We start from the raw sequence: 24,896 nt of genomic DNA on the forward strand, positions 1-24,896 counted from the left end.
CGACACAGGGTTACTTCTCCCCCACAACGGATATTTCCAAGGCGGTACTTGATGCACCCGCCATACTCGAAGTGCGCGGTGCGCTCGGTGAGAGGCGTCCACGCGTCAGGGGGCGGCAGGCGGGGAGGGGCTCGATGGAGTTTCACGCGGAGCCGGTGCCGGGTGGCCCGGAATCCGCCGAGGACGCTGACGAGGTTCTTCGACTAAGAGCGAAGATAGTCCTCCTCGACGAGATGCTGGGGGAGCTTCCCCAATGGGCCACCCAGCGTTGGGCCGCGCTGGCGCGACGCGGGACCCTCTGGCGGCGATTGCACGCGGTCACCCTCGACCCGGCCGGCCTCGACGCGGCGATTTCCGACCTGCAAGCAGCGGTCGAGAAAGGCCGGCTACAGCCGGAGCGCTACAAGGTGGTGCACGATCTGGCCAATGCCCTCCTCCAGCGCCATGAACACAGTCTCCACGACATAGCGCCAGTCCTGAGGGCGGCGCGGCTGCTGGAGGAGGCCGCTGCCGACGCTCCCGAAGGCGATCGTGCCGGACGAGCCGAGATCACGAACAGCCAGGCAAGCGCCCTCGCTCGGTACGCCACGGCCACGGGGGACTTGGGATTCCTCGACCGGGCCATCGCGGTGCAGCGTGACGCCGTGGCGCTGGCGGGCCCGGACGCCCTCCCGCGTCACCTGTGCAATCTCTCCGATCTCCTCCGAGAGGGCTTCCTACACCGAAGGCACCGCGCGGCCGCAGACGAGGCGATGGAGGCGGCACGGCAGGCCCTCGCGCTCGCACCGCCGGGACACCCCGGCCGGCACACGGCCCTCCTAACCCTCGCCGAGCGGTGTCTCCGGTCCGACGGGGTTCGGGGGCACGCCCGGGCACTGCTGGACGAGGCCGCCGCTTTGATCCGCGAGGCCGAAGGGTTGCCCGTCGTCACGGCCGAGGAACGGGCAGGCATCCAGGCGACGCTCTCCGACCTGCGTGCGGCGCAGTACGCCCGTGACCCGTCGCACGCCTTCCTGCTCGACCGCGCCCTCCACCACGCAAGCCGCGCCGTGTCCCTGACCCCAGCTGGCTCCCTCAATCGGTCCGTCGCGCTCCGCAGGCTCGCGGAGCTGTTCACGCTCCACGGCAACCACACCGGCGACCGGAGCTTCGCCGAGGGCATACCGCTGCTCTACGAGGGAGCCGCCCGCGACGCCGGCCCCCGGGAAAGGTTCAGCCTGCACACCCTGAGCTTCCACGACGCCGGCGCGCGGGAGGCCGCAGCACTGCTGGCGGAGCTGCCGCCGGAGGCACAGGACGGCGGATTCCTCGCGGTTCTCCGGGCGGCAGCGCTTACGGATTTCTATCTGCGCTCGCCAGCCGACCACAGCAAGGCGGCCGATCAGGCCTCACAGCTACTGGACCAGGTCCAGGACAGGCCGGAACTCCATGATCTCGTCGAGACGTTGCGGGCCGCGCTCGCGGTGCGCAGGGCCAAACACACCCATGCCCTCGTCGACATCGAGGCGGCCCTCGGGCTCCAGCAGCCGCACACCGAGCGGCTGCAGGCGAAGGGCCTGCCGGGGGCGGACGCCGCACGCGATCAACTCGCCGCTCTGCTGGAACTGCGCGCTCTGGCAGCTCATCCCACCCCGGGCGAGATCGCCCTCCGGCACGCCCTGCTGCTCAAGGCGCTGCCGTTGCGCCGCGCCGCGGTGGGCCGCCCGGCACATCCTGCACGGCGCCTGGCCCGCTGGTTCAGCCTCGGCTTCTGCGCCGGCCTTGTCGAGCAGTGGGAGGAGGCCAGCCACGCCTTCGGTGCGGCCTTGGAACTGTTCTCAGGCGTGGCTGCCGGTCTGGAACACGCCGACCGCGACACACTACTGGCCGACTCACCGCCGGACCTCCCGGCCAACGCGGCGGCCGTAGGGATGCGGCGCGGCACACCCCGTACCGCGCTAGAACACGCCGAGTCAGGCCGAGCGCTGCTGACCGGCGAACGACTCGGCCTGCGCGACCGGATGCCCGAGCTGACCGCGCTGGACGAGAACCTCGCCGACCGGCTGGCGGCGGTCGACCGGCGTCTCGCGGACCTCGGCCCCCCACCGGCGGACCTCGCGCATCCCGACGCCGTGGCACGGATGACGGGCCACCGCGCCCTGGTGGCGGAGCGCGAGGAGATTCTCGGCGGGGTCCGTACCCTCGACCCGCTGCGCCGTTTCATGCTCCCTCTCAGCGGCCCTGAGCTGCTCTCCGTCTCCGGACCGGTCGTCGTCCCGTTCTGCTCGGTCTTCGGCTCGTACGCTGTGGTCGTGCACGCGGGGGCCCTCACCTCGGTGCCGCTCCCGTACCTGACGGCGGACCGGCTGACGCTGGAGATCAATGAGTTCGACGAGGCGCTGCGCGCGGCCAGCTCCCATGCGTCGACCTTGCAGGAACGAAGCGACGCGGAGAACTCGCTGACCCGGATGTGCATCTTCCTGTGGAAGACGATCGTCCAGCCGGTTCTGGACTATCCAGAGGTCCGCCTACTACTTGAGGATTCCTCCCTAGCCCGGGCCTCCGACGGGCGCCCCCGACTCTGGTGGTGCCCGGTCGGCCGGCTCGGCCTGTTGCCGCTGCACGCCGCCGCCGCCCATCCAACAGCGAGAGCCGCCCGGCCGGGGCAGCGCCTGGCGGCGCTCGACCGCGTGGTCTCCTCCTACGCCACCAGCCTCTCGGCGCTCGCGTCGGCCCGCACCGCACCCCCCTTTCGTCCGGAGCAGGGACTGCTCACCGTCAGCCTTCCCCGGACGCCGGGTCGCGCGCCGCTCGCCCACACCCGGGAGGAGGCCGACGCAGCGCTCGCGTGGGCAGCCGACCGGTCCACCACAGACCTGCCAGGGGAACGGGCCACGCGGGACGAGGTGCTGGAACGGCTGCGCTCAGCCGACTGGCTGCATTACGCCGGGCATGCCGACCCGCCCACCGCGCGGTCGGACACCGCCGGGCTCGTGCCCTACGATCACGCCGCCCGCGGCTCGATCGGGCTCGGGGACCTCGTGCGAGTGGGTGCGGGACAGCGCCGATGGCTGGCCTACCTGTCCGCCTGCTCGACCGCACGAGGGCGTCCCGAACTCATCGACCAGGCCTCGCACGTCGCGGGGGCCCTCCAGGCCGCCGGTTACGCCCATGTCGTCGCCACCCAGTGGCCCGTGCGAAGCGACACGGCCGCGGAGATCGCGGAGGACTTCTATTCGGCCCTGCCACAGGGCGTGGTCCGGCACGACGACGTGGCGTTCGCGCTGGACCATGCCGTGCGCATGGCCCGGCAGGATCGGCTGGACCGCCCCTCGCGGTGGGCCCCCTACCACCACCGGGGCCCATGACCGCCCCTGCCGCCTGGGTGCCCGCACTCTGACGAACCGCCGCTGGCTGCCTCCGCCCCCTGGCGTTGTCCCGGATTACACGGCTGCCCTCGACTCCCTCGTGCGCGAACGCGGCACCCAAGCCGAGCCATCCCCGTCGCCCGTGACGGCACCGGGGCGCTGCTGACGTCGGCAGACCGGACCGACTCCGCTTGGCACTCGGCGGGCTCGCAGCGCCGTGCGCGCATCGGCGCCGGCCGCGCGTCGGCACTGGGCCACCGTCCACACCGTGATCCGCCGCACCTCGCGATCGTCGTCCGCGAGCAGCGGCAGGAGCAGCCCCAGCTGTGCCGCGACGGCGTCGCGGGGCGCGCCGGGAACCGGCAGATCGTGCTCGTCGACGCTCGCGGCGATGACACCGAGCATGCCCACCAGGGCATTACGCCGCACCCCCTCGGCGATGAGCCGCGCCAGGAAGGGCACCGTCGGCGCAGTCGCCGTGTAGACCGTGCCCTGGTGGACAATGCTGCTCCACAACTCCTGCTCCGCCTCTTCGGCAGTCTCCTCCTCCAGGGACGCGAGACCCCGCAGCAGCGCGGGAACGTCTTCCGCGGAGCCGTAGGCGTGGTGCAGCTGCGACCAGGACACCTGGTCGAGGCCGGCGAGGACGAGGGGGAGATCCATGGTGCGGATCATGCCACCCGGCGCTGACAACGATCGGCGGTGCCCGCTTCGCTCGCGCGGTCTTGGCCGGTGCTCGGGCGGGAGTGGTCGCAGCCGCACCCGCAGTACCCGTCAGTCCACCTCTTCGGTGGATTCGGACGAGCTGGTCTGGGACTGCCGTGCGCGGGCGAGCCGGTCGGCGACCTCCTCCGCGGTGCCGGAGCCAGGAATCACGCCGCGTACGGGACCTTGTGCGAGAGGAAGCACGCGCTCTCTGCGGTTGTTGGTCCGCTGCTCCTGGTGGCCCTCCAACCCTTCGGCGGCGGCCTTGGGCGTCGAGATGGCCAGGCTGAGCAGGCCTACCGCGGTGAAGAAGTCCGCGGGGATGGCCTTGCCGGTCATGGTCTTCCACACGTCGCTGGCGAAGGTCGTGCAGTTGTGCAGGGTGAAGTTGTAGTTCTCCTGGGCCCTGTCGTGGACGAGCTGATAGCCCTTGATGATGTCCCGCAGAGGCACGTTCTTCGACTCGTGGTCGGTGGGAGAATGCTTGACGGCAACAGGGTCGGGACACCGAACGCCGCCGGGCATGTTGCCCAGGGCCGCGATAGTACGGTCAACCGGGAAGAAACCGAACGTGACGCGCTTCCCCTCGGACCCGGTCACTTCCATCCAGGCGTGACCGCCGGCCAGGGTGCGGTCCGAGCTCACGTTGAACGTGACCTTCAGCTTCTTGTTGAGATTCTCGTCCCGTAGGTCGTGCATCAACAGTTCGCGCAGGGGCGCCAGAGCGGTGCTCTCCGGCAGGGTGGGCATCGGCTCTCGAACCAGAGCCAACCGCTCCCGCGCCGGGGGCTGCGCGGCTCTCTCCGGCGAAGGCGAATCGGATTCGGATTCCGGGAGCACCCGCCTGACACGGCGAAATGGCACGGCCTCTCCCGCGAACCTGTTCGCTCTCTCGGCGAGCTCGTCCAGGTCCGCGCCGCCCTCTATCTGACGCCGGATCTGTTCGCGGAGCTCGCGGCGCTCCGGGGAGCTGTCGGAGTCCTGGCCGTTGCCCCGCTCGGGACCTGATTCGTCGGCTTCGTAGTCCCTGCTGTCCCTGCGGCCGCGCGGGTCCTCCATGCGCTGTACGACCGGTTCCGCGGCGGCGCGCTGCACGGCCCCTCCGTGACCGTGCGAGCCGGGCAGCGTGAGATCGGGTGCCTCACCCCGGGCCACTCGCCGGCCGTTCGCGGCGGAGGAGACCTCGAACGCGTCCCGCGGGTTCGAGACCTTCGCGCCCGTTCCGTCGTCCGTTCCCGCCACCGGGCCCAGTGCCTGCTGACGGACATGGTCGAGCTCGTGGTACATCGTCTCGTCGTCCACGGCTTTCGTACCGATGAAGATGTCCGGGCCGCTGGTGTAGGCGCTGGCGCCCATCTGCTCCGCCGACTGCTGTGACACCGGGTCGTCGTGCACCCGTACATGGCTGAACGGCATGCCGTAGGCCTGCTCGGCCTTTTTCTGGATGTGGGGCGACAGCGGGCGGCCAGGGGTGCGTTGGGCGTCGAAGAGGGTGGTCCGGCGTTGGACGACGGGCTGGTCATGCCCGCAGGCGGGGCCGTGCTCGTGCAGCGACCGTTGGATCGCCCGGCTCAGCTCAGCGTTGCCCACCGTGTCCTGCGGGACCCCCATGGACCGCTGGATCGCCTGGGTGACCGCGGCATTCCCCGCCGCCGTCTGCAGGGCCTCCACGGAGGAGAGCGGGGCGGTCGCGGGCGCGGGCGGAGAGGCGGAACGCCTGTTCGCGCCTTCGGCCCCTACCGAGTCTTTGCCGTGATCGAAGTGCACCTGGGCTTTCTACTCAGAACACCGATCCGCCACAAGGGCCTGCCGGGCAGACCTTGCGCGGAGCAGTGCCCCAACGGGCAGTGTTCCCATACCCGTTCGGCCTCATGATGCGCCGGACAAGCACTAGGCGGACTCGGAACGGTCCTCTCTCGTCCCCTCGTGACCCCCGAACGTGTCGATCTCGCTGGGCACTTGCGAGGGTGAGCGCTCCGACGCCTGCGCGCCCTGTGCCGTGGCGAGCGGGCCCAGGTGCCGGGCGGCGCTGTCCAACACCCCGAGGTCGGCCTTGGTGTGCGCGATGGCGGCGTCGATCAGGACGGCGACCAGCGGCTCGGCGGCGTGGGCGCGGCGCTGCTGTGCCAGGCCCGCGAGTTCGGACAGGTACGTCTGCCGCTGCGACTCGATCAGCATCGTCAGCGCCTGTGCGCCCAGGGCGGAGGCGCCGAGGAGCTTCAGGAACAGTTCGTCGCGGAATCCGCCGACGCGCACCCAGGCGGTGGTCGCCCAAGTGCGCAGCTCGGCCTCGCCCGCCTCGGTGAGCGTGTAGAGATTCTTGTCCGGCCGGTCGGTCTGCGTGACCTGCGAGCGTGAGACATAGCCGTCCCGGACCAGCCGTTCGAGGATCTGGTAGAGGTGACCGATGTTCAGGCCACCCCACTGCGGGCCGATGGCCTCCTCGAAGCGGGCCTTGAGTTCGTATCCGTGGTTCGGCCGCTGGGTCAGCAGCGCGAGCACGGCGTGGTGGATCGGCATATACGTCCCTTCTACATTGTGACAACATACCCCTGAATTGTCGCAATGCAGGTGCGGCGATGTACGTGCCGCGATGTATGAGGGCGAGGCTGCATCAATGGCTGTGAGCGTGGCGTTGCGCGGGGTGAGCCGCCGGTATCCCGGGCTGACCGCTCTGGACGAGGTCGACCTGGAGGTCGCGGCCGGCGAGGTGGTGATGCTGACCGGGCCGTCCGGCGCCGGCAAATCCACCGTCCTGCACGTGACGGGCGGCATGGACCGGCCGGACGAGGGTCACGTCGAGATCGACGGCGCGAAACTGGTACCTCGGGACCTGGACCGTCACCGGCGGCGTATCGGCTTCGTCTTCCAGCGCTTCCACCTGCTGCCCGCGCTGACCGCGCTGGACAACGTCCTGGCCCCCGTCCTGCCGCGCAGAGTGGACTTCGACCGGCGTGCCCGCGGCATGGAGTTGCTCGAAGCCGTCGGCCTGGACCAGCGGGCCGACGCCCTGCCCTCGCAGTTGTCGGGCGGCCAGCAGCAACGCGTCGCCGTCGCACGCGCGTTGATCAACCGGCCGGGACTGCTCCTCGCCGATGAGCCCACGGGCAACCTGGACAGCGTCATCGGGCGGGAGATCATCGACCTGCTGATGTCGTTGCGCGAGCGGTACGGGATGACGATGCTGATCGCCACGCACGACGGGGAGGTCGCCGCCAACGGCGATCGCGTGGTGCGGCTGCAGGACGGCAGGATCACCTCGGACCAGCGGGTCGCGCCGTCCGGCGATGTGCTGCACCGGCTGGGGGGCCTACGCCCGTGATCACGATGATCCTCGATCAGCTCCGGAGGCGCCGCGGGCGCGCGCTGGCCCTGGCCGCCGGAATCCTGGTGGCGGCGACCAGCTTCACCCTGCTGACCGCGACGGTGAGCACGAGCCAGGCGACCACCGTGGGCACCGTACGGAAGAACGCACGGTCCGCGTACGACGTCCTGGTCCGCCCGCCCGACTCGCAGACGGACGTGGAGCGGCAGAGCGGACTGGTCACGCCGAACTTCCTGTCCGGCACGTTCGGCGGCATCACCATGGACCAGTACCGGCGCATCCGTGGCATGGCCGGGGTCGACGTGGCCGCGCCCGTCGCCAACATCGGCTACCTCATGGTGGCGAGCACCGTCACGGTGGACGTGTCCCGCTTCCTGGACGGCAAGGCGGCCCGGCAGATCCTGCGCATCAGCCCCAAGCTCACCTCCGGACTGGGCAGTTACCGCACCTCGGACGAGTACGTCTACCTCACCCGCTCCCCCCTGACGTCGGCATCCGAGTCGGACCACCTCTTCGAGTCCGACACCCTGGAAGCGGGCGCGGCCGACAAGGACACCCAACGGTACCGGCTCAAGGGGAAGTACGACGTCTGCTTCTACTTCAACGGGGACAAGACCGAGCAGACCGAGTTCAACCTGCAACTGCCCATGAAGCCGAACAACATCGCCGAGGACCTCAGGGACAGGTCTCCCTTCGACCCGGACCTGAGCTCGCGGATGAACTGCCAGTCCGGCCGGGACAAGGCCACCATCGACGTTCCGGTCAGTTATCCCGTGCTGCTGTCCGCCGTCGATCCGGTGGCCGAGGACCGGCTGGTGGGCCTCGGTGACACCATCGCCTCGGGCCGCATGCTCACCGAGCAGGACAAGCCGTACACGGTGTCGTCCGCCGAGAGCGTTCACGGACAGCACGACTCCTACATCCCGGCGTTGCTCAGCGACGACCCGCTGACCGCCGGCTCACTCGACGCCACGGTCGAGCGGCTTGATGTCGGCGACCCGGCCCAACTTCCCTCGAAACTGGGCAACCCGACAGCCGACAGCTTCGTCCGGAGCCTGCACGGCACCGCGGTGGGCACGACGCGGGTCGACCTGAGCAAGGGCTACCAAAAGGCCCTGAACGAGGACTCGTTCGACACCGGGGCCTACTGGACGGTCGGCCCGGTCAGCTACCGCCGGACCTCCGACGGTGACCTCGCCGCGCAGTCGCAGCCTCCGCAGAAGCCCGGCCTGTGGATCACCAACTCCAACCGGCAGCCGTTCCCAGGCGTCCCCGAGGAGAACCACCAGGGCACCCAGTACCGGAAGGTGACCAGCCACGCCGCCACGGAATGCATCGGACTGGGTACCTGCGCGGGCGTTGACTCCGGGCGCCTGCCCAATCCCTTCGTCCGCCTGGTCGGCCGCTACGACACCGGCAAACTGCGCGGCTTCTCACCCTTGTCCGACACCCCGTTGGAGACCTACCAGACGCCGCAGGTCACCGGCGCGGACGACGCGACCCGCGCGAAGCTCCACGGCAAGCCGCTGCGGCCCGACCGAAATCTGGGCGGATACGTCAGCCCGCCGCCCACCATGCTGACGACGCTGGACTCCGTCACCGCGCTCGCCAAGAGCCGCCGGGTCCCGAGCCTCCAGGACAAGGCGCCGGTCAGCGCGATCAGGATCCGGGTGGCCGGGGTGACCGGCGTCGACACCGCCTCCCGGGCGCGGGTGAACGCGGTGGCCGGGAAGATTCGGGCCGCCTACCCCCGGCTCCAGGTCGACGTCACCGTCGGCAGCTCGCCCGCGCCGCAGACGGTGGCACTGAGCAACTCGGCACGAGTGACTGAGCGTTGGGTCGCCAAGGGGGTGGCACTGCGCATCCTCCGGGCGGTCGACACCAAGAGCGCGGTGCTCTTCGTCCTGGTCCTCGTCGTGTGCGCGCTCTTCCTCGGCCAGGCGGCGCTGGCCTCGGTGCGCTCGCGCCGCACCGAGATCGGCACGCTGCGCTGCCTAGGGTGGAGCGGCGGCGAGGTGCTCCGCCTGGTCCTCGGCGAACTGGCCGTGATCGGGCTGGCCGCCGGAGCCGCGGGCACGGTGCTCGCATACGTGCTGGGCCGGGTACTGGGACAGCCCGAAGCCGGCACCAAGTCGCTCCTCGTACTCCCCGTGGCACTTCTGCTGGCCACCGCTGCGGGCCTGATCCCCGCCTGGCTCGCCACCCGACTGGGACCGATGGAAGCCGTCCGGCCTCCGGTGACGGCGAGCCGCCACGCACGCCCGGTGCGTTCGGTGGCCGGACTGGCCGTGCTCAACCTGCTGCGGGTGCGGGGCCGCACGCTGCTGGGTGCGGCAGGGCTGGCGCTGGGGGTGGCGGCCTTCACGCTGCTGCTCGCCCTGACGCTGGCCTTCCGGGGCGAGGTGGCCGGGTCGTTGCTCGGCAGTGCCGTGGTGGCACAGGCGCGCGGGGCCGACTATCTCAGCGTCGCCCTGTCCCTGCTGCTGGGCGCCGCCGGCGCCATCGACGTCCTGGTCATCTCGCAGCGCGAACGCGCCGCCGATCTGGCGGTGTTGCGGGCGACCGGCTGGACCAACCGCGAGCTGGCGAAGCTGACCCTCTACGAGGGAATCGGGTTGGCTCTGCTGGGCGGTCTCGCCGGTGCGGTGGCCGGTCTGGCCGGCGTGCTGGTCCTCGGCCAAGGCGTCCTGCACGGACACCTGTTCACCGTCGCCGGCGCCGCGCTGCTGGCCACGCTCGCGGCGACCGCCCTGGTGGTGGCGGCGCTTGCGGTGCCGATCCGGGGGCTGTCCCGCATCGCCCCCGCCCACCTGCTCGCCGCGGACTGAGCGGGCCACCGCCAACAGCGGCTTTGCACAGGGGAGTATCCCGACTCGTGATCACGGGACGGGGTACTCCCCTGCCGAACGGGGCAGGCAGGCCACGTCGCCACCCTCACGCCCTCGCGCCTCCCCCGAAATCTCCGACGCCAATGGCGAACCACGTCACCACCTGGCGCGCAGCACGCCGTCATTGTCAGGTAGAGCGGCTTCGAACAGTGGGTGGTGCCTGTCGACGGCAAGAGGCAGGATGCATGCCGCCGTCGCGCCTGTCACCCAGGTGGTGAGCTGTTGGCGGTCGGTCTCGTCGACGGTCGCGTGGCGGATCGTTCCGTTCGCTGTCTCCCAGACGAAGTGCACGGATTCGTCTTTGGGCAGCGCGGCAAGGACCGCTTGGACATCAGAGGTGAGGCCGGGCCAGACGGTCAGGAGCGCCCGTTGGCCGAGCACGGCACGGACGGTGTCGAGATTGTTCGCGGTGAGACGGTGCCAGCGAACGGCGCCGCGCAGGTAGACCTCCTCCAGGAGGAGCGTCCGCGGTGTGGCCAGTTCTGCGCGTATTCGTTCCCAGAACTCCTCGTCCGCAGGCTGTGTCACCTCGCGTTCCTCAAGGTCTGCCGCGTAGGGCGATGCCGTGACCGGTTCCGCGAACAGGCCGAGTTCGCGGGTCCGGGCGACGGCTGCTTCACAGGGCTGGTCGCTGCCGACGTAGACGTACTGATCCCACCCGACGTGCACGGTGAACGTGTTCTGCTGCTCCAGGCGGCACCAGGCGCCCTGGTCGCGGAGCATGGCCCGCACCAGTTCCAGCGCGACCGGTACTGAGACCTCGGCACCGTCGTAGTAGCCGGTGAGGTCGGACGGGAACAGCCCAGCGAGGCCGTGCCCGTCGACCGACGTCTCAAGGCCAAAGCCGACGAAGCCGGCGACCTGCGGTTCACGGATCTCCAGCAGGTCAATGCCCGACTCCTGCGCGAATGCAGCGATCGCCTCCAAGTAGGCCGCTTCGACCGGCCCATGGTCGCTCTCCGTGTCCTCGGCGCCGATGTAGCGCCCATGCTCATCGCGATCAGCCGGGTTGTACTTGGTTATCCGGTGGGCGAAGGACGGCGGCACGCTGCTCCCTGGGCTTTGGAAAGGATGTCAGCGTAGTTCGTGACTACGGCCCGCCGGGTGCCTGCCGCGATCTCCCAATCAGCCCCTTCTGCTGGACCGCGTACGCCTGTCCGCCACTGTCAGCGGAGCGCCGGCTTGAGCTGACACCCTCGATGGCCCCAGCCTCCGTGAGGCGCCCGACATTGACCTTCAGCGGCGGGTTGGTGCGGGAGAAGACTTGCCGCCTGACCGACCGCATCAGCCGTTCGTCGAACACGCCGGATACACGGCGGAAGAGCCCGCATGGTCATCATGGCGCTTGCGTCTCACGAGGGCGGCCCTCGGCCCGCAGTTCGAACCACATGGTCTTGCCGGTGGCCGTCCGGACGCTGCCCCAGGCGTCCGCGAGCAGGTCGAGCAGTTCGATGCCACGGCCGTTCTCGGCATCCAGGTCGGCGACGCCACGTGCCGGGCTGGCGGACTCCGTGTCCTCGACCTCGCACAGCAGGCGGCGGTCGCGCAGCTGCAGGTTGAGCCTGAGCGGGCCGCGGGTGTGCCGCAGCGCGTTGGTGACGAGTTCGCTGACCAGGAGCTCGGCGGTGTCGGAGAGATCACTCACGGCCCAGTCGGCCAGTTGTGCCGTCACCAGACGTCGGGCCTGACGTACGGAGGTCAGTTCCCGGCGCAGGGGCCAGGAGGCGTCAAAGGCGGTGGCGCAGCCGCGCGGCGCGTCGAGCGGCTGCAGGGGCGCGAGCAGACGGGACCACAGAGCCCACTGCCGGGCGAGCCATGAACGTGCGGTGGCGCGGGAGGACGGCCGTCCGCGGTGGGAGGACGTGCGGTAGCCGATGACCCAGGTGGACATGGGGGATCAGTCCCTTCGCTGCCGACCGGACGGACGGCCCGCCGATGATCACGCCTGGCGTACACCAGGCTCTGCACGTAGCAGTCGCTACACCCCAAATATACATGTAGCGGGCGTTACAGTAAATATACATTCAGAACGCCGAAAACGGACCGTCCCGGAACTCCCGCCTACCCGCCCCCAGGAGCACCTCATGCCTCGCCCGCCCGATCCAGCCAAGCGACGCGAGATTCTTGACCAGGTCCGCGAGTACGTCACACTCCACGGTGTCACGGACCTGTCTCTGCGCCCCCTCGCCAAGGCCCTGGGCACCAGCGACCGCATGCTGCTGTACTACTTCGGCACCAAGGAACAGATGGTCGCCGAGGCCCTCGACATCTACGCGCGCCGCCCCCTCCTACGCACCCGGGCACTGCTGGAAGCCGTCGGCCCGCCCACCACTCCCGCGGACCTGCGCCGTTTCCTGGAGGAGGTCTGGCAGCAGTTCACCGATCCCCAGGTCCGCGCGACACTGCCCCTCTACTTCGAGGTCATGAGCACCAGCGTGCTCCATCCCCACCGCTACGGGCCTGTCATGCGCAACATCGTCGGTGAGTGGACCCGCCTGTACACCGCCATCTTCCGCGACCTCGGCATGGACGCGGAGCGAGCGCGCACACAGGCCACCTTGCTTGCCGACGCCTCGCTCGGCCTGCTGACCGCCCCGCTGGCCGACGGTCACTGGGACCGGTCTCATAAAGCCTTCCAGGCCCTCCTGGACCTCCTGGAACCCGGATGGGACAAGCCAGCGTGAAACCACGCGGCGTACGACAGCGCCTAGAGGACCGTCGTCGCTGCGCGGTGCTGCGCCTGGTCCGTCTCTCCCGCCTCGTCCCGGTCGACGCATTTCGCCAGGCAGCGCGTACGGGAGAGCACGAAAACGCCGTACGAGAGCAGCGCGACCCCCAGGAAGGCGGGCATGAGCCACATGCCCTGGCGGGGCGATTCGGCGAAGAGGGTGACCCCGAGGCAGAAGCTGACCACGGCGTCACCCAGGGTGAGCGCGGGCTGGGAGGCGATGAGGGGGCCGCCCTGCATGGCGTAGCCCAGCAGCACGATGGAGAGCGAGCCGACGACCGCGAAGGCGTAGGTCTGCCAGGCGAGGAGGAAGGCTACGGTTCCCTGCCGGGACAGGATGTGCGTCGCGGACTTCACGAACGCCGCCGTGAGGGCGTTGCCGACCGCGGCCGCCGCGGCCAGGCAAGCGGCCCGGGCCAGGCCGTGCGGGCGACGCAGGCCGGCCGTGATGAGGACGGTCTCCACCACGGCGACGGCGACGATGGTCGGGATCCACCACATGCCGGGGACCTGCTCTCGGCCGCCGGCGGGCGCGGCGGAGAAGAGACTGATCGCCAGGCCCGCGAAGATGGCTACGACGCATCCCCACGCCTTTCGGGAGACTTCGACGTGGAAGACGAGGCTGCCGAAGATCAGCGCGAGCGGCAGTTCGAGGATGAAGATCGGCTGGACGGCGGCCAGGCTGCCGAAGTTGAGCGCCAGCGCCTGGAACAGCGCCGAACCGACGACCCCGAGGATGCCGCCGAGCCAGATGGGATTGCGCACCAGGGCCAAAACCAGTCCGAAGGGGGAACGCGCTTCGGGAGTGGCGGTTGCGGCGCGGCGCTGCAGGACGGTGCCCCAGGCGTTGCTGCTGGCGGCGAGCACGGCGAATGCCATTGCGAAAATCATGTCGACCGCATCGCCTCCGGTTTCCGGGCGGGTCGTTTCGACTCGCTGTGACGGCGTCCTTCGCCCCGGTTCCAGTTACACCCCGCAACCGGGCGAATCCGGTGGGTTTCACCGATGCAAACGGTGAATTCTGCACAGATTTTAGTCGAGTGCAGCCGACATGAGAGGTCGTGCCGGAAGTGGGGCCCCGCCGAAGCAGGAAATCAAGAGGAGGCTCGGTAGTCCGGCCGTCCTGCTCAGCGTGCGCAACGAAGCCCCGATGCGCTCACGCGAGGACTGCTCAGCCTGCGGCGAATGACCCGACTGGGGGGTGATGCACAGTCTTCGAGACGGGACCGTGCGGCGTGACAGCCCACCGCCCCTGGTTCGGCTACTACCGCGACGGCAGCCTGATAGCCCACTTCTTCTTCGAGAGTCCGTGCGATCGTGGAAGTGCGACTGGTCGGGGGTGTTCCGTCATCTCAGGCTCCTCATGGCGGCGTCTGACGGGCGTCACGGTCGAACGCAGCGTCACAGAAACGCCGTTGTCCACAACTGCCACCGCCAAGCCCGCGAAAATGCCCCGCATGCGTATCCGCCACGTCATCGCCGCCGTCGCCATCACGGCCGCCGCGCTCGCCGCCTGCACCATCAACGACCACAGCGAGAGCAACTCCCAGCCGAACGCAACTGCGAGCGACCTCACTCGGAGGTAGAAGAACGACGCCCTCCGAGACTGCCCTCCTGGGATTCTGCAACCCCGTGATCGCGGAGAAGCTGGACCAGGCCGCCAGCCGGAAGAAGGGCTCCCGGGGCGGCCGGCCCGCAAGACCTACCCTTGATCGCAGCCCTGTCATGCCCTACGGGCGCGCGTATGGCCGAGTCATGACCTCCATATTGTGACCGTCCGGGTCGTCGAAGTAGGCGCCGCGACCACCGAACAGATCGTTGATCCGGCCGGGCGCTGTATGGCCGGGGTCCGCGTAGTAGGTGACCCCGATCGCTCCCAGGCGGGCGATCACAGCGTCGAACTGCTCGTCGGGCACGAGGAAGGCGTAGTGCTGCGACTGGATCGCGGCGTCTCTCTTGTCGCAGTAGTCGAGCGTCACGCCGTTGCCGAGGTCAACTGGCAAGAACGGCCCAAACGGTGTGCCCACCTTCAGGCCCAGGATCGTGGCGATGAACTCGGCGGACAGGTAGCGGTCGCTCGCGTAGACAGCCGTGTGGTTCAGCTGCACGCCGGCATGGGGGAACGGCTGGTCGTAGGACATCAGTGGTGTGTCTCCGGTCTTGGGGTCCGCTGGAAAGGCGCCGTAGGCGGGCGCCGGGAGCAAAGACACGGAGAAGGGGGCGGGCCTCTGGCCCGCCTCGGGCTCACGCCGAGGCCGGGAAACTCACTCGTGCGTGGCCCAAGGCCGACCCGGCAGTCACGCGACCGACCTTAGTGATCACCGCGGGCGAGGGCAACACCGTTCCTCGGCCGTGAGCCGTCCGCAGATCGAGCCACTATCTCCTATTGGGTGCTTTCGTCGCCGCCGGCGGATAGTCGAGCCGACCTCGTGGACCGCGTTGCTCCGGTGTGTCGAACTGCGTGCCGCATTCCGCTCATTCGTACGCACTTTCGTGCCGCATGTCACCGTGGTTGTCACCCGGTTCGGCGATCTGTTTTTTCCAGGAAGACATTTCGCGAGAAGGTGGGATCCACCCCCACTGAGAGGACCTTCCTCATGCGTCTGATGCGCACCGCGGCCCTGGCCTCCGCCACCGCGCTCGCCCTCCTCCTCCCCACCGCCAACGCCCGCGCCACCGCTGTCGCCTGCGGTGGCTCCGTCTCTTCCCGGGGCATCGCCGCCCACGGCTGCATCAGTGCCGACAAGGGCAAAGAAGGACGTATCTACACCCGCAATATCAAGGCCCACGTCGTCCTGACCAACTCTGGACCCCACGCCGCCTACGTCGACTACGAAGCCTTCTTCCGTGTCGTCTCCGGTGGCCACTGGGTGAAAGTCGGCAACGGACGTACCCTCGTTCCCCGCCGCACCACCAAAGGTCCTATCGAGATCGGCAGCACCACCCGCGTCTGCTTCGTCGTCAATGCCAAGGTCGAGATCCGGGTCCACGTCAAACCCGCCGGCGGCGCCTGGAGCAACTGGACCGGGGCGGCGACCTCTCAGTGCCAGACCTGATCGCGAAAGGTCCTACGCACGCCATCCCGTCAAAGGGGCCGAGACTCTTGAGGCCGACGGCAAGCCCGGTCTGGGCAGGTGTTGACTGAGTCGACGGGCCGGACGTGAGGCTGTCAACGTCCGGCCCACCCCTTCACCACAGGGGGGTGTCTTGTCGATCTCGGCCGTCAGCGGTCACGCTCCGACGAAGGTCACCGTTTCTGTCATGTCCGCCCGCCCGGTGCGCAGTTGCGGCACGCCCGTCTTCTCGAACCCTACTGAGACCCCGCAGAGCAGCACGAGTTCGTCACCGGCGCCGACTGCCCGGCTGACAGTCTCCCGGTACACGGTCCACATCACCTGGGGGCAGCTGTGCAGCCCCTCCGCTCTCAGCAACAGCATGACCGTCTGCAGGTACATCCCCGCGTCAGCCCACTGTCCGGGGCCCATCGTCCGGTCGAGGTAGCAGAACAGGACGGCGGGTGCGCCGAACGCCTCCGAGTTCAAGGTGGCGATCTTCCTGGGCCGGTCGGGGTCGTCGCGCTCGATCCCCAGCGCTTCGTACCGCAGAGCCGCCGCAGCGGAGAAGCGCCCCAGATACAGTGAGGCCAGCCCATCCGGGTACATCGGATACTGCCGCTCATCACCTGGGTCACCCGCCAGCGCCCTGGCCGTTGCGGTCCGCTTGAGTGCTGCCAAGGGAGCGCCGGTGACGACGTACAGCTGCCACGGCTGGAGGTTGCCGCTGGACGGAGCCCGCGTCGCTGCGGTCAGCACTCGTTCGAGCACCTCCTTGGGCACGGGCTCATCGCTGAACGCCCGTACGGCCCGGCGACTGTCCACGGCTTCATACACATCCACGTCTTCGCGTCCTCTCATCCCACCGCACTCCTCCACCGTATTCAGCGGTCGGGACCGAGCATCGCCGGAGATTGGACGACGTCCCGACGATGAGCAACGGGCGTTGCGGCAGGTGGCGGGACCACCGCCAGATCGCGAACGCAGCTGCACCCGACGGAAGGATTGAAAGTGGGCACGCCTGAAACGTCAGCGCTGGACGCCGTTCTGCAACACGCCTCCCGTGTAAAAGTTACGGAGGCCGTCCGCTCCGCCGGTTCCGTCGACGGCGTGATTCTGGCCGACCTTTCCGATCCGACCGAACTCGACCGCCTGCGGACCGCCATGGCGGTCGAAGCCGTGCCCGGATTCAGGTGCATGTGTGCGGGTGACGTCCGCTTCGAGTTCCTCGATGCGGACGACGGGGAGTTGACCCCCGTCGTCCTCCACCACGGCGAGGCGCTTCGCTGGGACGGCTGGGACAGCGACGCGCTCCTCACTGACGGTCGTCCTCTCCTGCTCTGGCTCGACAGCCACGGCGTGCCAGGCCCACTGCGGGAATTTGAAGAAACCGAGCATCGGCGCGAAAGAGACCAGAAGGAGGCCACGCACTGGCGAGCAGCGATGCCGACCGCGCTGGACGACCTTTCCGATCGGCTTCTCTCGCTCTCACGGACCGGTGAACGGGCTTCTCCTGACCTGCTGAACGCAGTACGGGAGCGGCTGGAACCGGCATTCCCGGACCCCGTCGCCAGGACGCTGGCGCTTTTGGCCTGGTGCGGCGCGGGCAGCGGCCGCTGTTCGGGATTCCCCTTGCACGAAGAGGTGCCCGGCCTGCTGCTCAAGGATGTGCCGATCACCGAGATCGTCGCCGGTCTGCAGGACTTCCGTGCGGACTCGCGTCACTACGCCGGAGCGGTTCGCCATCTCGTCGGCTGGAAGAGCCGGCGCAAGCAGAAGGAGGATATTGCCGCCCTCCCTGAACCTGTGAGAAGCCGTCTCCTGCAAGAGGCCCAGGCCTCCGGCGATCATGGCAAGCAGGCTCGGGCAGAACGATGGCTGGCGCCAACACGGGCCAGGTGAGGCATCGGGGCGAAACCCGTTCTCAGGTGAGCACCCCTGCCCGCTGGCACCTCGACTGCGGCGCAGATCTCCCGTACAGGACGGCTTTCAGAGTTGCGACGCCCCTCCGTCGACAGGAAACTCCATTCCTGTCGAGAAAGTCGCGCCGAACGCCAAGTACGCCACTGCGGCGGCTACTTCCTCCGGCATGCCCAGCCGCTGCATCGGGATGGTGCTCCGGTAGGTGTCCTTCATCGTCTCGACGACGTCGGCGGGCAGGGAGCGGTCGAGGATGCCCGAGTCGATCGGGCCGGGACTCACGGCATTGACGCGCACCTTGCGCGGCAGCAATTCGCGGGCCAGGGTGCGTGTCATCGACCGCAGGGCCGCCTTGCTCGCCGAGTAGACACCGAGCGCGTCCAGGCCCAGGACGTTCACCACCGACGTGGTGAGGACCACGCCGCTTCCCTCGCGCAGCAGCGGCGCCAGCGCCTGCACCGTGAAGTACGGGCCTTTGGTGTTGATGGCGAACACCTCGTCGTACATCTCCTCCGTCGTCGAGTCGAGTGATGCGGACGCGGTGACGCCGGCGTTGACGAACAGTGCGTCCACTGCCCCGAGTCGCTGCTGGACCGTGCCGGCCAGTTCGGTGATGTCCTTCAGCGACGCGGTGTCGCTGCGGACGGCGATCGCCCTGTCCCCCAACTGCTCCAGCGCGGCGTCCAGGGTGGATCGGGTGCGGCCGGTGATCAGTACGTGGGCTCCGGCGTCCGCGAACAACCGGGCCGCTGCCAGGCCGATACCGCTGCTTCCACCGGTGATCACGATCTTCTTGCCGTCGTAAGTGGTCATGCCCTCAGCCAAATACCCACCCGCACCCCCTGTCCAAGGCCTGTTCCGTATGCCGTCATGTCCCAGGCGTATGGCGACACGCGACGTACTCTGGGCGGATGGACGTCGATCTGCGGCTGGTGCGCTATTTCACGGTCGTGGCGGAGTACGGCAACTTCGGCCGGGCCGCGGCCGGTCTGCACCTCGCGCAGCCGTCGCTGAGCCGCCAGATCCAGCGGCTGGAGGCTCAGCTCGGCGTCCGGCTCTTCGACCGTTCGCCGCAGGGCAGCCACCTCACCGACGCCGGGCAGGCGTTCCTGCCCAGGGCCCGGACGCTGCTGCAAGATGCGGAACTAGCTGCTCGCGCGGCCCGGGCCGCGGTCGGGCCCCCTGGCGTCACCGTCGGGTACACCGAGGGACTGGTCATCACCGCCTGCGTGCAGGAAATGCGCCGTCGGCATCCTGAGGGCCAGGTCCGCACCCGGCACCTCGACTGGCGGGGCCTGCACGCGCTCACCGAGGGCCGGATCGACGCCCTCGTCGCATACCGCCCACTGCCCTTCCCCACGGACGGCCTGCGGGTGACGAAGGTCCGTGAGGAGTCGCGGGTTCTCGTCACGTCGGTGCGTCATCCTCTGGCGAGCGAGGAGGCTGTCAGGATGCGGGCGCTGTCGGACGAGGAGCTGATGAGCTGCGTCAGCACGCCGGTCGTCTGGAGCACGCCCAAACCGGTCGGTGACCGCCCGGCGCCGCCTCCGCCTGCGGGCGACGACAGCTACGAGGACAAGCTGGAGCTGATCGCCACCGGTCACTGCGTCGCGCTCTTCCCTGCCGGTGATCGACGCGCCGCCGCGCGCGGGGACATCGCCCTGGTCCCCGTCCTCGACGCCGATCCCTGCGAGGTCGTACTCGTCACGCGTGCCGACGATCCGAACCCTCTGCTCAGATCACTGGCGGACGTCACCCGTGCGGTGCTCGGCACGGCCTCCCGGCCGAGGAACGGCGAACTGCCGGTCGGTCGGACGATCGCCTCCCATTGACGGACCCGGCTCGCGGGAGAAGTCGCCGTGATGCGCCGTTCCTGCAGAGATACGCGTCGATCGTGCAGGATTTCACCCGTGTCCGCACCGCAAGCTGGAAGGCGCCCTCATCAGGTTCTGACTGAAGCGCGGAGGCAGCACACCATGCGGTCGTTCGTTCACACATCCCACCCGGCACGAGTGGTCTTCGGGTCCGGTACCGTCGGCCGGCTCGACGAGGAAGTGCGCCGGCTCGGCGGCAAGCGGGTCCTGCTGGTGTCCGCGCCCACGCTCGACGACGCGGCCCGGCGGGTCCGGGACGCGCTCGGTGACCTGGTGGTCGCGGAGTTCCGCGGTGCCCGGATGCACACGCCGCAGGAGGTGACGGAGGAGGCGCTCACCGTGCTGAGCGAGGCGGGTGCCGACTGCCTGGTGTCGGTCGGCGGCGGCTCCACGACGGGCCTGTCGAAGGCACTGGCCCTGCGCACCGACCTGCCCCAGGTCGTCGTGCCGACCACCTACTCCGGCTCCGAGGTCACCCCCGTCCTCGGCGAGACCCGCGACGGCCGCAAGATCACCCGGTCCTCGGCCGCGGTCCTGCCGGAGACCGTCGTCTACGACGTCGACCTCACGCTGTCGCTGCCTGTGAGGACGTCGGTCACCAGTGGCGTCAACGCCATGGCCCACGCCGTGGAGGCTCTGTACTCCGCCGATGCCGACCCTGCCACCGACCGCCAGGCCCTTGAGGCGATCTCGCTGATCGCCCGAGCGCTGCCGCGCGTGGCCGCGGACCCGGCCGACCGCGAGGCCCGCGCCGATCTGCTGCAGGCGGCCTGGCTCGCCGGAACGTGTCTGGCCACCGTGGGCATGGCACTGCATCACAAGCTGTGTCACACCCTCGGCGGCGGCTTCGGCCTGCCGCACGCCGAGACGCACACCGTGATCCTGCCGCACGTGCTGGCGTACAACGCGCCGTCCGCCCCGGACGTGATGCGCCGCATCGCCCAGGCACTCGACGTGCCCGACGCCGCGAGCGGTCTGGCCGATCTCGTCGCCTCGCTGGGCGGGCCGACCTCACTGCGTGAGCTGGGGATGCCCGAGTCCGGTATCGCCGACGCGGCCGGACTCGCCGTCGCGACGCCGTACCCGAATCCCCGGGAGGTGACCGCCGAGGGCGTCGAGGAGCTGTTGACCGATGCCTGGCACGGGCGGCGGCCCGAGGGCCCGGCCACCACGGCCACGGTGCTGGCCCGGCTCACCGCGCAGGTCGTGGCGAGCTTCGCGACATCGCCCGACGCCCGGCTGCGCGACCTGCTCTCCGGCCTGGTGCGGCACCTGCACGCCTTCGTGGCAGAGCAGGACGTCACCGAGGCGGAGTGGGCGTGCGCGATCGACCACCTCACCCGGACCGGGCAGCTGAGCAGTCCGACCCGGCAGGAGTTCGTGCTGCTCTCGGACGTGCTGGGCATCTCCAGCGCCGTGGACCTGCTGACCAACTCCCGGACCCCCGAGACCACGCCCTCCGCCGTACTGGGCCCCTTCTACGTGGAGGGCCCGCCCGAGGCCGAGCACGGCAGCGACATCTCGGACGGCCTCCCCGGAACGCCGCTGTGGGTGGACGTGACCATCGCCGACACGGCGGGCGAGCCCCTCAAGGACGCGGTCGTCGACGTGTGGCAGGCCGACGAGGACGGCTTCTACGACGTCCAGCTCCCCGACCAGGAGGGGCCCGTACTGCGGGGCCGGCTGCGCACCGATGACGACGGCCGGCTCACCTTCTGGTCGATCCTGCCCTCGCACTACCCCATTCCGGGCGACGGCCCCGTGGGCCAGATGCTCGACGCGGTCGGCCGCCATCACTATCGCGCACCGCACCTGCACTTCATGATCAGCGCGCCCGGTCATCGCCGTCTGATCACGCAGTTGTTCGTGGCGGACGGCTCCCATCTCGACAGCGACACGGTGTTCGGCGTCAAGGACCCGCTCATCGTGGACTTCGCCCCGCAGACCGGCCCCGCCCCGGCCGGCCGCGCCGTCCCGGACGGGGAATGGCGCCTGCTGAGGCACACCTTCACCATCGCCCGCACGGCCGACTGACGGAGATGGTTCTACCGGCCGTGCTGCGCCTCGCGGCGCAGTGCGGCCGGTGTGGTGCCCATACGGGTGCGCATCACCCGGGTCAGGTGCTCCTGGTGGGAGAACCCGCAGGCGCGCGCCACCTGTCCGATGGACGCGGAGCCGGTGCGCAGGAGCCGGACGGCGCGCTCCAGCCTCAGCCCCAGCAGGTACTGATGCGGCGAGTGGCCCGTGCCGGCGCGGAACCGGCGGGTGAACTGGCTGGGACTGAGCGCGGCCGCGGCAGCGAGGTCGGCGATGGGCAGGGGGTCACCGATCCGGTCGTGCATGAGGGTGTGTACGGCGGCGAGCTGCCGGTCGGAGAGCCCGGAGCGGGCGGGCTCCGGCGCGGGGAGGCGTGCGACGTGCCGCCGGACGACCTGTGCGGCGAGCATGCTCGTCAGCTGGTCCACGTAGGTGCGGGCCGATGGCTCCCAGTGCCGCACGGTGGAGTCCAGTTCGCGCAGCAGCTGCTCGGCGAGCGGATCGACGACGCCGAGTTCTTCGGCAGGCTCGACCGGGTGCCCGCCGTTGGCCTCGCGCAGGGCCTGGTCGGTCAGGTAGGCGTGCACCGTGTCGAGGCCGCCTTCCAGTTCCACGCTCAGTTCCCGGCCGGCCGGATGCAGGAACAGGCCGCCCGGCAGGACGGTCCGGGACCGGGTCACGTCGCCTCGGCCGCGTCGTACGGTCACGGTGCCGTTGAGATGCAGGACGAGCAGGTGGGTGGGTGCGGCCGCGAAGTCGGCCCGGAAGGGGCGCTCCCGCTGGGACGACACGTAGAGATCCGTCAGACCGAGCCCGGCGCTGGTGGCACGGGGCCGTACGTCGGGCTGCCGCAGGACCCCGAGGGTGTCGGCGAGTCCTAGCTCCACCACGGCGCTGCCTCCTCATCGCAGTCGCGTCATCCCGACGCGGCCGGCGTTTCATCTGGATCGATCACTCCAGAACTATGGAGGATACTCCATGCCGCTCCCATCGCCGATCTGTCCACATCCGTCGAGACCACGGGGCCCGGCGAGCCGGGATCCGTCGGGCGGCGCGGTCGGCAACCAGTTCACTCCGACAGGGGCAGGCATTCCGTGAGCAGGTCGACGACGTCCCGCCACGCTCGCTGCGCGTGTCGAGGGTGATGGCCGACCCCGGGAAGCACGATGTGGTCGACCGGTGGGTGGTGGAAGGCGTGCAGGGCTCCGCCGTAGACCACGAGACGCCAGTCGACACCCGCGGCCTGCATCTCGGCGGCGAACGCGTCCCGTTGCGCGGGCGGCATGATCGGGTCCTCCGACCCGACCCCGGCCCACACCGGGCAGCGGATGCGCGCCGCCTCGCCCGGTCGGCCCGTGGTCAGCGCGTTGACTGTCCCGATCGCGCGCAGGTCGACGCCGTCGCGCCCGAGTTCCAGCGCGATGGCGCCCCCGGTGCCGTAGCCGACGGCGGCGATCCGGTCCGGGTCGGCCCGCGGCTCGGCGCGCACCACGTCGAGCGCCGCGTGGCCGATGCCCCGCATCCGGTCGGGGTCGGCGAGCAGCGGCATGCAGCGGGCCAGCATCTCCTCGGGGTCGCCCAGGTAGCGCCCGCCGTGGAGGTCGAAGGCCAGCGCCACGTATCCCAGCTCGGCGAGGGCATCGGCCCGGCGGCGCTCGACTTCGCTGAGCCCCGTCCCCTCGGGCCCGATCAGGACCGCGGGCCGACGCCCGGCACCGGCGGGGAGTGCGAGGTACCCGGCCATCGTGACGCCGTCGGCCGGATACTCGACCGTGCGCGCGGTTATCGTCGCCATGAGCCTGGACTGTAGTGAGCTTCGGGCTCGGTCGGGCGGGCGTTCTGCCGCCGGCAGAACGGTCCGAATAGGCCGCTGAACGCCGATGCCACGACGGCCGAGGGCCTGCGGGGCCCACCGGTCGAGCGATTGACGTCGTTGGAAAATCCCTTGCCGCCCGGTCCGCGGGCTTGGTGGAATTCAGCGGCTTCGACGGTGGGAGGGGACGGCTTGGCGGTGTTCGGGTGTGCGGGTTGCGGTGCGGTCCTGACCGTGCCGGTGTCGGAGGTGGCGTTGCCGATTCACCTCGCCGACACTCACTGGGAGACGCTGCACCCGCCGCTGCTGGAGGCCGGTTCCTACGCTGTCGACCCCGCGCCGTACGGGCCGCCGTGGCGGTGGCTGGACGAGGTCGGAGCGCGCGAGGCGGCGGAGCGGGGGCGCTTCGTGCCGTTCGGCGTCCTGTCCGACGGGCCGTCGGGCACCGTCCTCCTCGCGCCCGGCGACCTGCGCGGCACGCGGCTGATCCTTGAGCGGGCCGGGGGCTACTGCAGGGGGATCGACGGGAGGGACGGGCCGAACCTCGCCTGCCTGGGCTGCGATCTGCCCGTCGGAACGAGGATGGACGACTGCGGGTGCTGGCAGGTCGTGCGGCTCCTCCCCCAGGCGGTGGTGCGGCTGCCTGCCCCGCCCGAGCGGCCGATCATGGACTGGACGGAGCTGACGGCCACCGGCGCGCTGTCGCACCGGCTGAGCGGTTACCGGGACATTCCGGCGGGCGTGGCCCTCGCGCGGGTGGTGGTGGCCGCCGGGGGCGCGCCGGTCGAGGTGGCGTCCGGGCCGGTCGCGGATCTCCTCGGCCGGGCTCTGGGCGCGCTGTTGCCCGCCGGTGCGGGTGCCAAGCGGCTGGACCTGGCGGGACCGGGGTTCGGTGAACCGGCGGCCGACCTGCTGCTGGTGCCGGTCCACCCGCAGACCGGAGCCATGTGGCAGCCGGGTGCCGGGGCAGTGCCGGTGCCCATGGACGCGGCGCTCTGGGCCGAGCTCGCCTTCCCGCCACACCGCTCCCGGTTGCCGTCGGCCGGCGGGCTGCCCGCAGGTGTGGAGCGCGACGACCCGCTGCCGCCGCACCCGTGCCCCCCGTTCAAGCCGTCCGGGGAGGCGTTCCGGTACACGCTCGCGCGGACGGCCGCCGTCAGGGAATCGTGGCTGCGGGCGATCTACGACCGAGGATGCTGACGCGTC

At 70.0% G+C, this 24,896-nt stretch carries 21 protein-coding genes; 10 read left to right on the forward strand and 11 right to left on the reverse strand.

What is annotated here, in order from left to right:
• The first annotated feature begins 134 nt into the window (after positions 1–134).
• Positions 135–3,347 (forward strand): CHAT domain-containing protein, encoded by a 3,213-nt coding sequence (locus ACIQOE_RS37875; RefSeq protein WP_401416502.1) that lies wholly within the window; start codon positions 135–137, stop codon positions 3,345–3,347.
• A 75-nt stretch (positions 3,348–3,422) separates the two neighbouring features.
• Here ACIQOE_RS37875 and ACIQOE_RS37880 read toward each other — a convergent pair whose 3' ends face one another.
• The 3 genes from ACIQOE_RS37880 to ACIQOE_RS37890 all read right to left on the reverse strand — a co-directional run bounded on the left by ACIQOE_RS37880 (position 3,423) and on the right by ACIQOE_RS37890 (position 6,572).
• Positions 3,423–4,010, reverse strand: a complete 588-nt coding sequence (locus tag ACIQOE_RS37880) for a hypothetical protein (protein WP_401416504.1) — start codon at positions 4,008–4,010, stop codon at positions 3,423–3,425.
• 111 nt (positions 4,011–4,121) lie between these two features.
• Complete coding sequence (locus ACIQOE_RS37885; protein WP_365577245.1) at positions 4,122–5,723, reverse strand: DUF4157 domain-containing protein; 1,602 nt, start codon at positions 5,721–5,723, stop codon at positions 4,122–4,124.
• 219 nt (positions 5,724–5,942) lie between these two features.
• Complete coding sequence (locus ACIQOE_RS37890; protein WP_401416506.1) at positions 5,943–6,572, reverse strand: PadR family transcriptional regulator; 630 nt, start codon at positions 6,570–6,572, stop codon at positions 5,943–5,945.
• Between the two features lie 97 nt (positions 6,573–6,669).
• Between ACIQOE_RS37890 and ACIQOE_RS37895 the strand changes: the two genes are divergently transcribed.
• Both ACIQOE_RS37895 and ACIQOE_RS37900 read left to right on the forward strand, forming a co-directional pair.
• Positions 6,670–7,374 carry an ABC transporter ATP-binding protein gene (locus ACIQOE_RS37895; protein ID WP_401416508.1) on the forward strand — a complete coding sequence of 235 codons (705 nt, stop codon included), beginning with the start codon at positions 6,670–6,672 and terminating at the stop codon, positions 7,372–7,374.
• Positions 7,375–7,379: 5 nt separating this feature from the next.
• Positions 7,380–10,205: an FtsX-like permease family protein gene (locus ACIQOE_RS37900; RefSeq protein WP_401416703.1), complete on the forward strand. Its 2,826-nt coding sequence runs from the start codon at positions 7,380–7,382 to the stop codon at positions 10,203–10,205.
• A gap of 156 nt (positions 10,206–10,361) precedes the next feature.
• On the opposite strand, the gene ACIQOE_RS37905 is transcribed toward ACIQOE_RS37900, so the two are convergent.
• Together ACIQOE_RS37905 and ACIQOE_RS37910 are read right to left on the reverse strand one after the other, a co-directional pair.
• Positions 10,362–11,312, reverse strand: coding sequence for an RNA-binding protein (locus ACIQOE_RS37905; protein ID WP_401416511.1), 951 nt, complete (start codon positions 11,310–11,312; stop codon positions 10,362–10,364).
• Positions 11,313–11,601: 289 nt separating this feature from the next.
• On the reverse strand, positions 11,602–12,156 hold the full coding sequence (locus tag ACIQOE_RS37910; RefSeq protein WP_401416514.1) for an ATP-binding protein: 555 nt from the start codon (positions 12,154–12,156) through the stop codon (positions 11,602–11,604).
• A gap of 193 nt (positions 12,157–12,349) precedes the next feature.
• On the opposite strand from ACIQOE_RS37910, the gene ACIQOE_RS37915 reads away from it, so the two are divergent.
• Complete coding sequence (locus tag ACIQOE_RS37915) at positions 12,350–12,949, forward strand: TetR/AcrR family transcriptional regulator (RefSeq protein ID WP_365577237.1); 600 nt, start codon at positions 12,350–12,352, stop codon at positions 12,947–12,949.
• A gap of 23 nt (positions 12,950–12,972) precedes the next feature.
• On the opposite strand, the gene ACIQOE_RS37920 is transcribed toward ACIQOE_RS37915, so the two are convergent.
• Positions 12,973–13,872 (reverse strand): DMT family transporter, encoded by a 900-nt coding sequence (locus ACIQOE_RS37920; protein WP_365564552.1) that lies wholly within the window; start codon positions 13,870–13,872, stop codon positions 12,973–12,975.
• Positions 13,873–14,450: 578 nt separating this feature from the next.
• Here ACIQOE_RS37920 and ACIQOE_RS37925 point away from each other — a divergent pair.
• Positions 14,451–14,579 carry a hypothetical protein gene (locus ACIQOE_RS37925; protein WP_365564555.1) on the forward strand — a complete coding sequence of 43 codons (129 nt, stop codon included), beginning with the start codon at positions 14,451–14,453 and terminating at the stop codon, positions 14,577–14,579.
• A gap of 144 nt (positions 14,580–14,723) precedes the next feature.
• Here ACIQOE_RS37925 and ACIQOE_RS37930 read toward each other — a convergent pair whose 3' ends face one another.
• On the reverse strand, positions 14,724–15,134 hold the full coding sequence (locus tag ACIQOE_RS37930; RefSeq protein WP_401416518.1) for a VOC family protein: 411 nt from the start codon (positions 15,132–15,134) through the stop codon (positions 14,724–14,726).
• 456 nt (positions 15,135–15,590) lie between these two features.
• Here ACIQOE_RS37930 and ACIQOE_RS37935 point away from each other — a divergent pair, with 456 nt between their 5' ends.
• The gene (locus tag ACIQOE_RS37935) at positions 15,591–16,049 is read left to right on the forward strand and encodes a hypothetical protein (RefSeq protein WP_351324758.1); all 459 of its coding nucleotides are present in this window, start codon (positions 15,591–15,593) and stop codon (positions 16,047–16,049) included.
• A 174-nt stretch (positions 16,050–16,223) separates the two neighbouring features.
• Here ACIQOE_RS37935 and ACIQOE_RS37940 read toward each other — a convergent pair whose 3' ends face one another.
• A complete protein-coding gene (locus ACIQOE_RS37940) occupies positions 16,224–16,889 on the reverse strand; it encodes a nitroreductase (protein WP_401416704.1) in 666 nt (221 codons plus the stop codon).
• 168 nt (positions 16,890–17,057) lie between these two features.
• Here ACIQOE_RS37940 and ACIQOE_RS37945 point away from each other — a divergent pair, with 168 nt between their 5' ends.
• Positions 17,058–17,948: a hypothetical protein gene (locus ACIQOE_RS37945; RefSeq protein WP_401416520.1), complete on the forward strand. Its 891-nt coding sequence runs from the start codon at positions 17,058–17,060 to the stop codon at positions 17,946–17,948.
• 87 nt (positions 17,949–18,035) lie between these two features.
• On the opposite strand, the gene ACIQOE_RS37950 is transcribed toward ACIQOE_RS37945, so the two are convergent.
• On the reverse strand, positions 18,036–18,779 hold the full coding sequence (locus ACIQOE_RS37950) for an SDR family oxidoreductase (RefSeq protein WP_365577227.1): 744 nt from the start codon (positions 18,777–18,779) through the stop codon (positions 18,036–18,038).
• A gap of 98 nt (positions 18,780–18,877) precedes the next feature.
• Between ACIQOE_RS37950 and ACIQOE_RS37955 the strand changes: the two genes are divergently transcribed.
• Together ACIQOE_RS37955 and ACIQOE_RS37960 are read left to right on the forward strand one after the other, a co-directional pair.
• Complete coding sequence (locus ACIQOE_RS37955; RefSeq protein ID WP_401416522.1) at positions 18,878–19,798, forward strand: LysR family transcriptional regulator; 921 nt, start codon at positions 18,878–18,880, stop codon at positions 19,796–19,798.
• A 144-nt stretch (positions 19,799–19,942) separates the two neighbouring features.
• The gene (locus ACIQOE_RS37960) at positions 19,943–21,874 is read left to right on the forward strand and encodes a maleylacetate reductase and hydroxyquinol 1,2-dioxygenase domain-containing protein (protein WP_401416524.1); all 1,932 of its coding nucleotides are present in this window, start codon (positions 19,943–19,945) and stop codon (positions 21,872–21,874) included.
• Between the two features lie 11 nt (positions 21,875–21,885).
• Here ACIQOE_RS37960 and ACIQOE_RS37965 read toward each other — a convergent pair whose 3' ends face one another.
• Positions 21,886–22,767, reverse strand: a complete 882-nt coding sequence (locus tag ACIQOE_RS37965) for a helix-turn-helix domain-containing protein (protein WP_401416527.1) — start codon at positions 22,765–22,767, stop codon at positions 21,886–21,888.
• A 179-nt stretch (positions 22,768–22,946) separates the two neighbouring features.
• Positions 22,947–23,672 carry a dienelactone hydrolase family protein gene (locus tag ACIQOE_RS37970; RefSeq protein WP_401416529.1) on the reverse strand — a complete coding sequence of 242 codons (726 nt, stop codon included), beginning with the start codon at positions 23,670–23,672 and terminating at the stop codon, positions 22,947–22,949.
• Positions 23,673–23,939: 267 nt separating this feature from the next.
• On the opposite strand from ACIQOE_RS37970, the gene ACIQOE_RS37975 reads away from it, so the two are divergent.
• Positions 23,940–24,890 carry a hypothetical protein gene (locus ACIQOE_RS37975; protein WP_401416532.1) on the forward strand — a complete coding sequence of 317 codons (951 nt, stop codon included), beginning with the start codon at positions 23,940–23,942 and terminating at the stop codon, positions 24,888–24,890.
• Positions 24,891–24,896: the final 6 nt, after the last annotated feature.

The sequence above is a fragment of the Streptomyces sp. NPDC091282 genome (genome assembly GCF_044757385.1).
In the GTDB taxonomy this organism is placed as follows: Bacteria; Actinomycetota; Actinomycetes; order Streptomycetales; family Streptomycetaceae; genus Streptomyces; species Streptomyces gramineus.

Excerpts from the sequence above, each read along its gene's own strand:
- ACIQOE_RS37875 (WP_401416502.1), top strand. The coding sequence starts at position 135 with ATGGAGTTTCACGCGGAGCCGGTGCCGGGTGGCCCGGAATCCGCCGAG.
- ACIQOE_RS37880 (WP_401416504.1), bottom strand. The coding sequence starts at position 4,010 with ATGGATCTCCCCCTCGTCCTCGCCGGCCTCGACCAGGTGTCCTGGTCG.
- ACIQOE_RS37890 (WP_401416506.1), bottom strand. The coding sequence starts at position 6,572 with ATGCCGATCCACCACGCCGTGCTCGCGCTGCTGACCCAGCGGCCGAAC.
- ACIQOE_RS37895 (WP_401416508.1), top strand. The coding sequence starts at position 6,670 with ATGGCTGTGAGCGTGGCGTTGCGCGGGGTGAGCCGCCGGTATCCCGGG.
- ACIQOE_RS37900 (WP_401416703.1), top strand. The coding sequence starts at position 7,380 with ATGATCCTCGATCAGCTCCGGAGGCGCCGCGGGCGCGCGCTGGCCCTG.
- ACIQOE_RS37910 (WP_401416514.1), bottom strand. The coding sequence starts at position 12,156 with ATGTCCACCTGGGTCATCGGCTACCGCACGTCCTCCCACCGCGGACGG.
- ACIQOE_RS37915 (WP_365577237.1), top strand. The coding sequence starts at position 12,350 with ATGCCTCGCCCGCCCGATCCAGCCAAGCGACGCGAGATTCTTGACCAG.
- ACIQOE_RS37920 (WP_365564552.1), bottom strand. The coding sequence starts at position 13,872 with ATGGCATTCGCCGTGCTCGCCGCCAGCAGCAACGCCTGGGGCACCGTC.
- ACIQOE_RS37925 (WP_365564555.1), top strand. The coding sequence starts at position 14,451 with ATGCGTATCCGCCACGTCATCGCCGCCGTCGCCATCACGGCCGCCGCG.
- ACIQOE_RS37930 (WP_401416518.1), bottom strand. The coding sequence starts at position 15,134 with ATGTCCTACGACCAGCCGTTCCCCCATGCCGGCGTGCAGCTGAACCAC.
- ACIQOE_RS37935 (WP_351324758.1), top strand. The coding sequence starts at position 15,591 with ATGCGTCTGATGCGCACCGCGGCCCTGGCCTCCGCCACCGCGCTCGCC.
- ACIQOE_RS37950 (WP_365577227.1), bottom strand. The coding sequence starts at position 18,779 with ATGACCACTTACGACGGCAAGAAGATCGTGATCACCGGTGGAAGCAGC.
- ACIQOE_RS37955 (WP_401416522.1), top strand. The coding sequence starts at position 18,878 with ATGGACGTCGATCTGCGGCTGGTGCGCTATTTCACGGTCGTGGCGGAG.
- ACIQOE_RS37960 (WP_401416524.1), top strand. The coding sequence starts at position 19,943 with ATGCGGTCGTTCGTTCACACATCCCACCCGGCACGAGTGGTCTTCGGG.
- ACIQOE_RS37970 (WP_401416529.1), bottom strand. The coding sequence starts at position 23,672 with ATGGCGACGATAACCGCGCGCACGGTCGAGTATCCGGCCGACGGCGTC.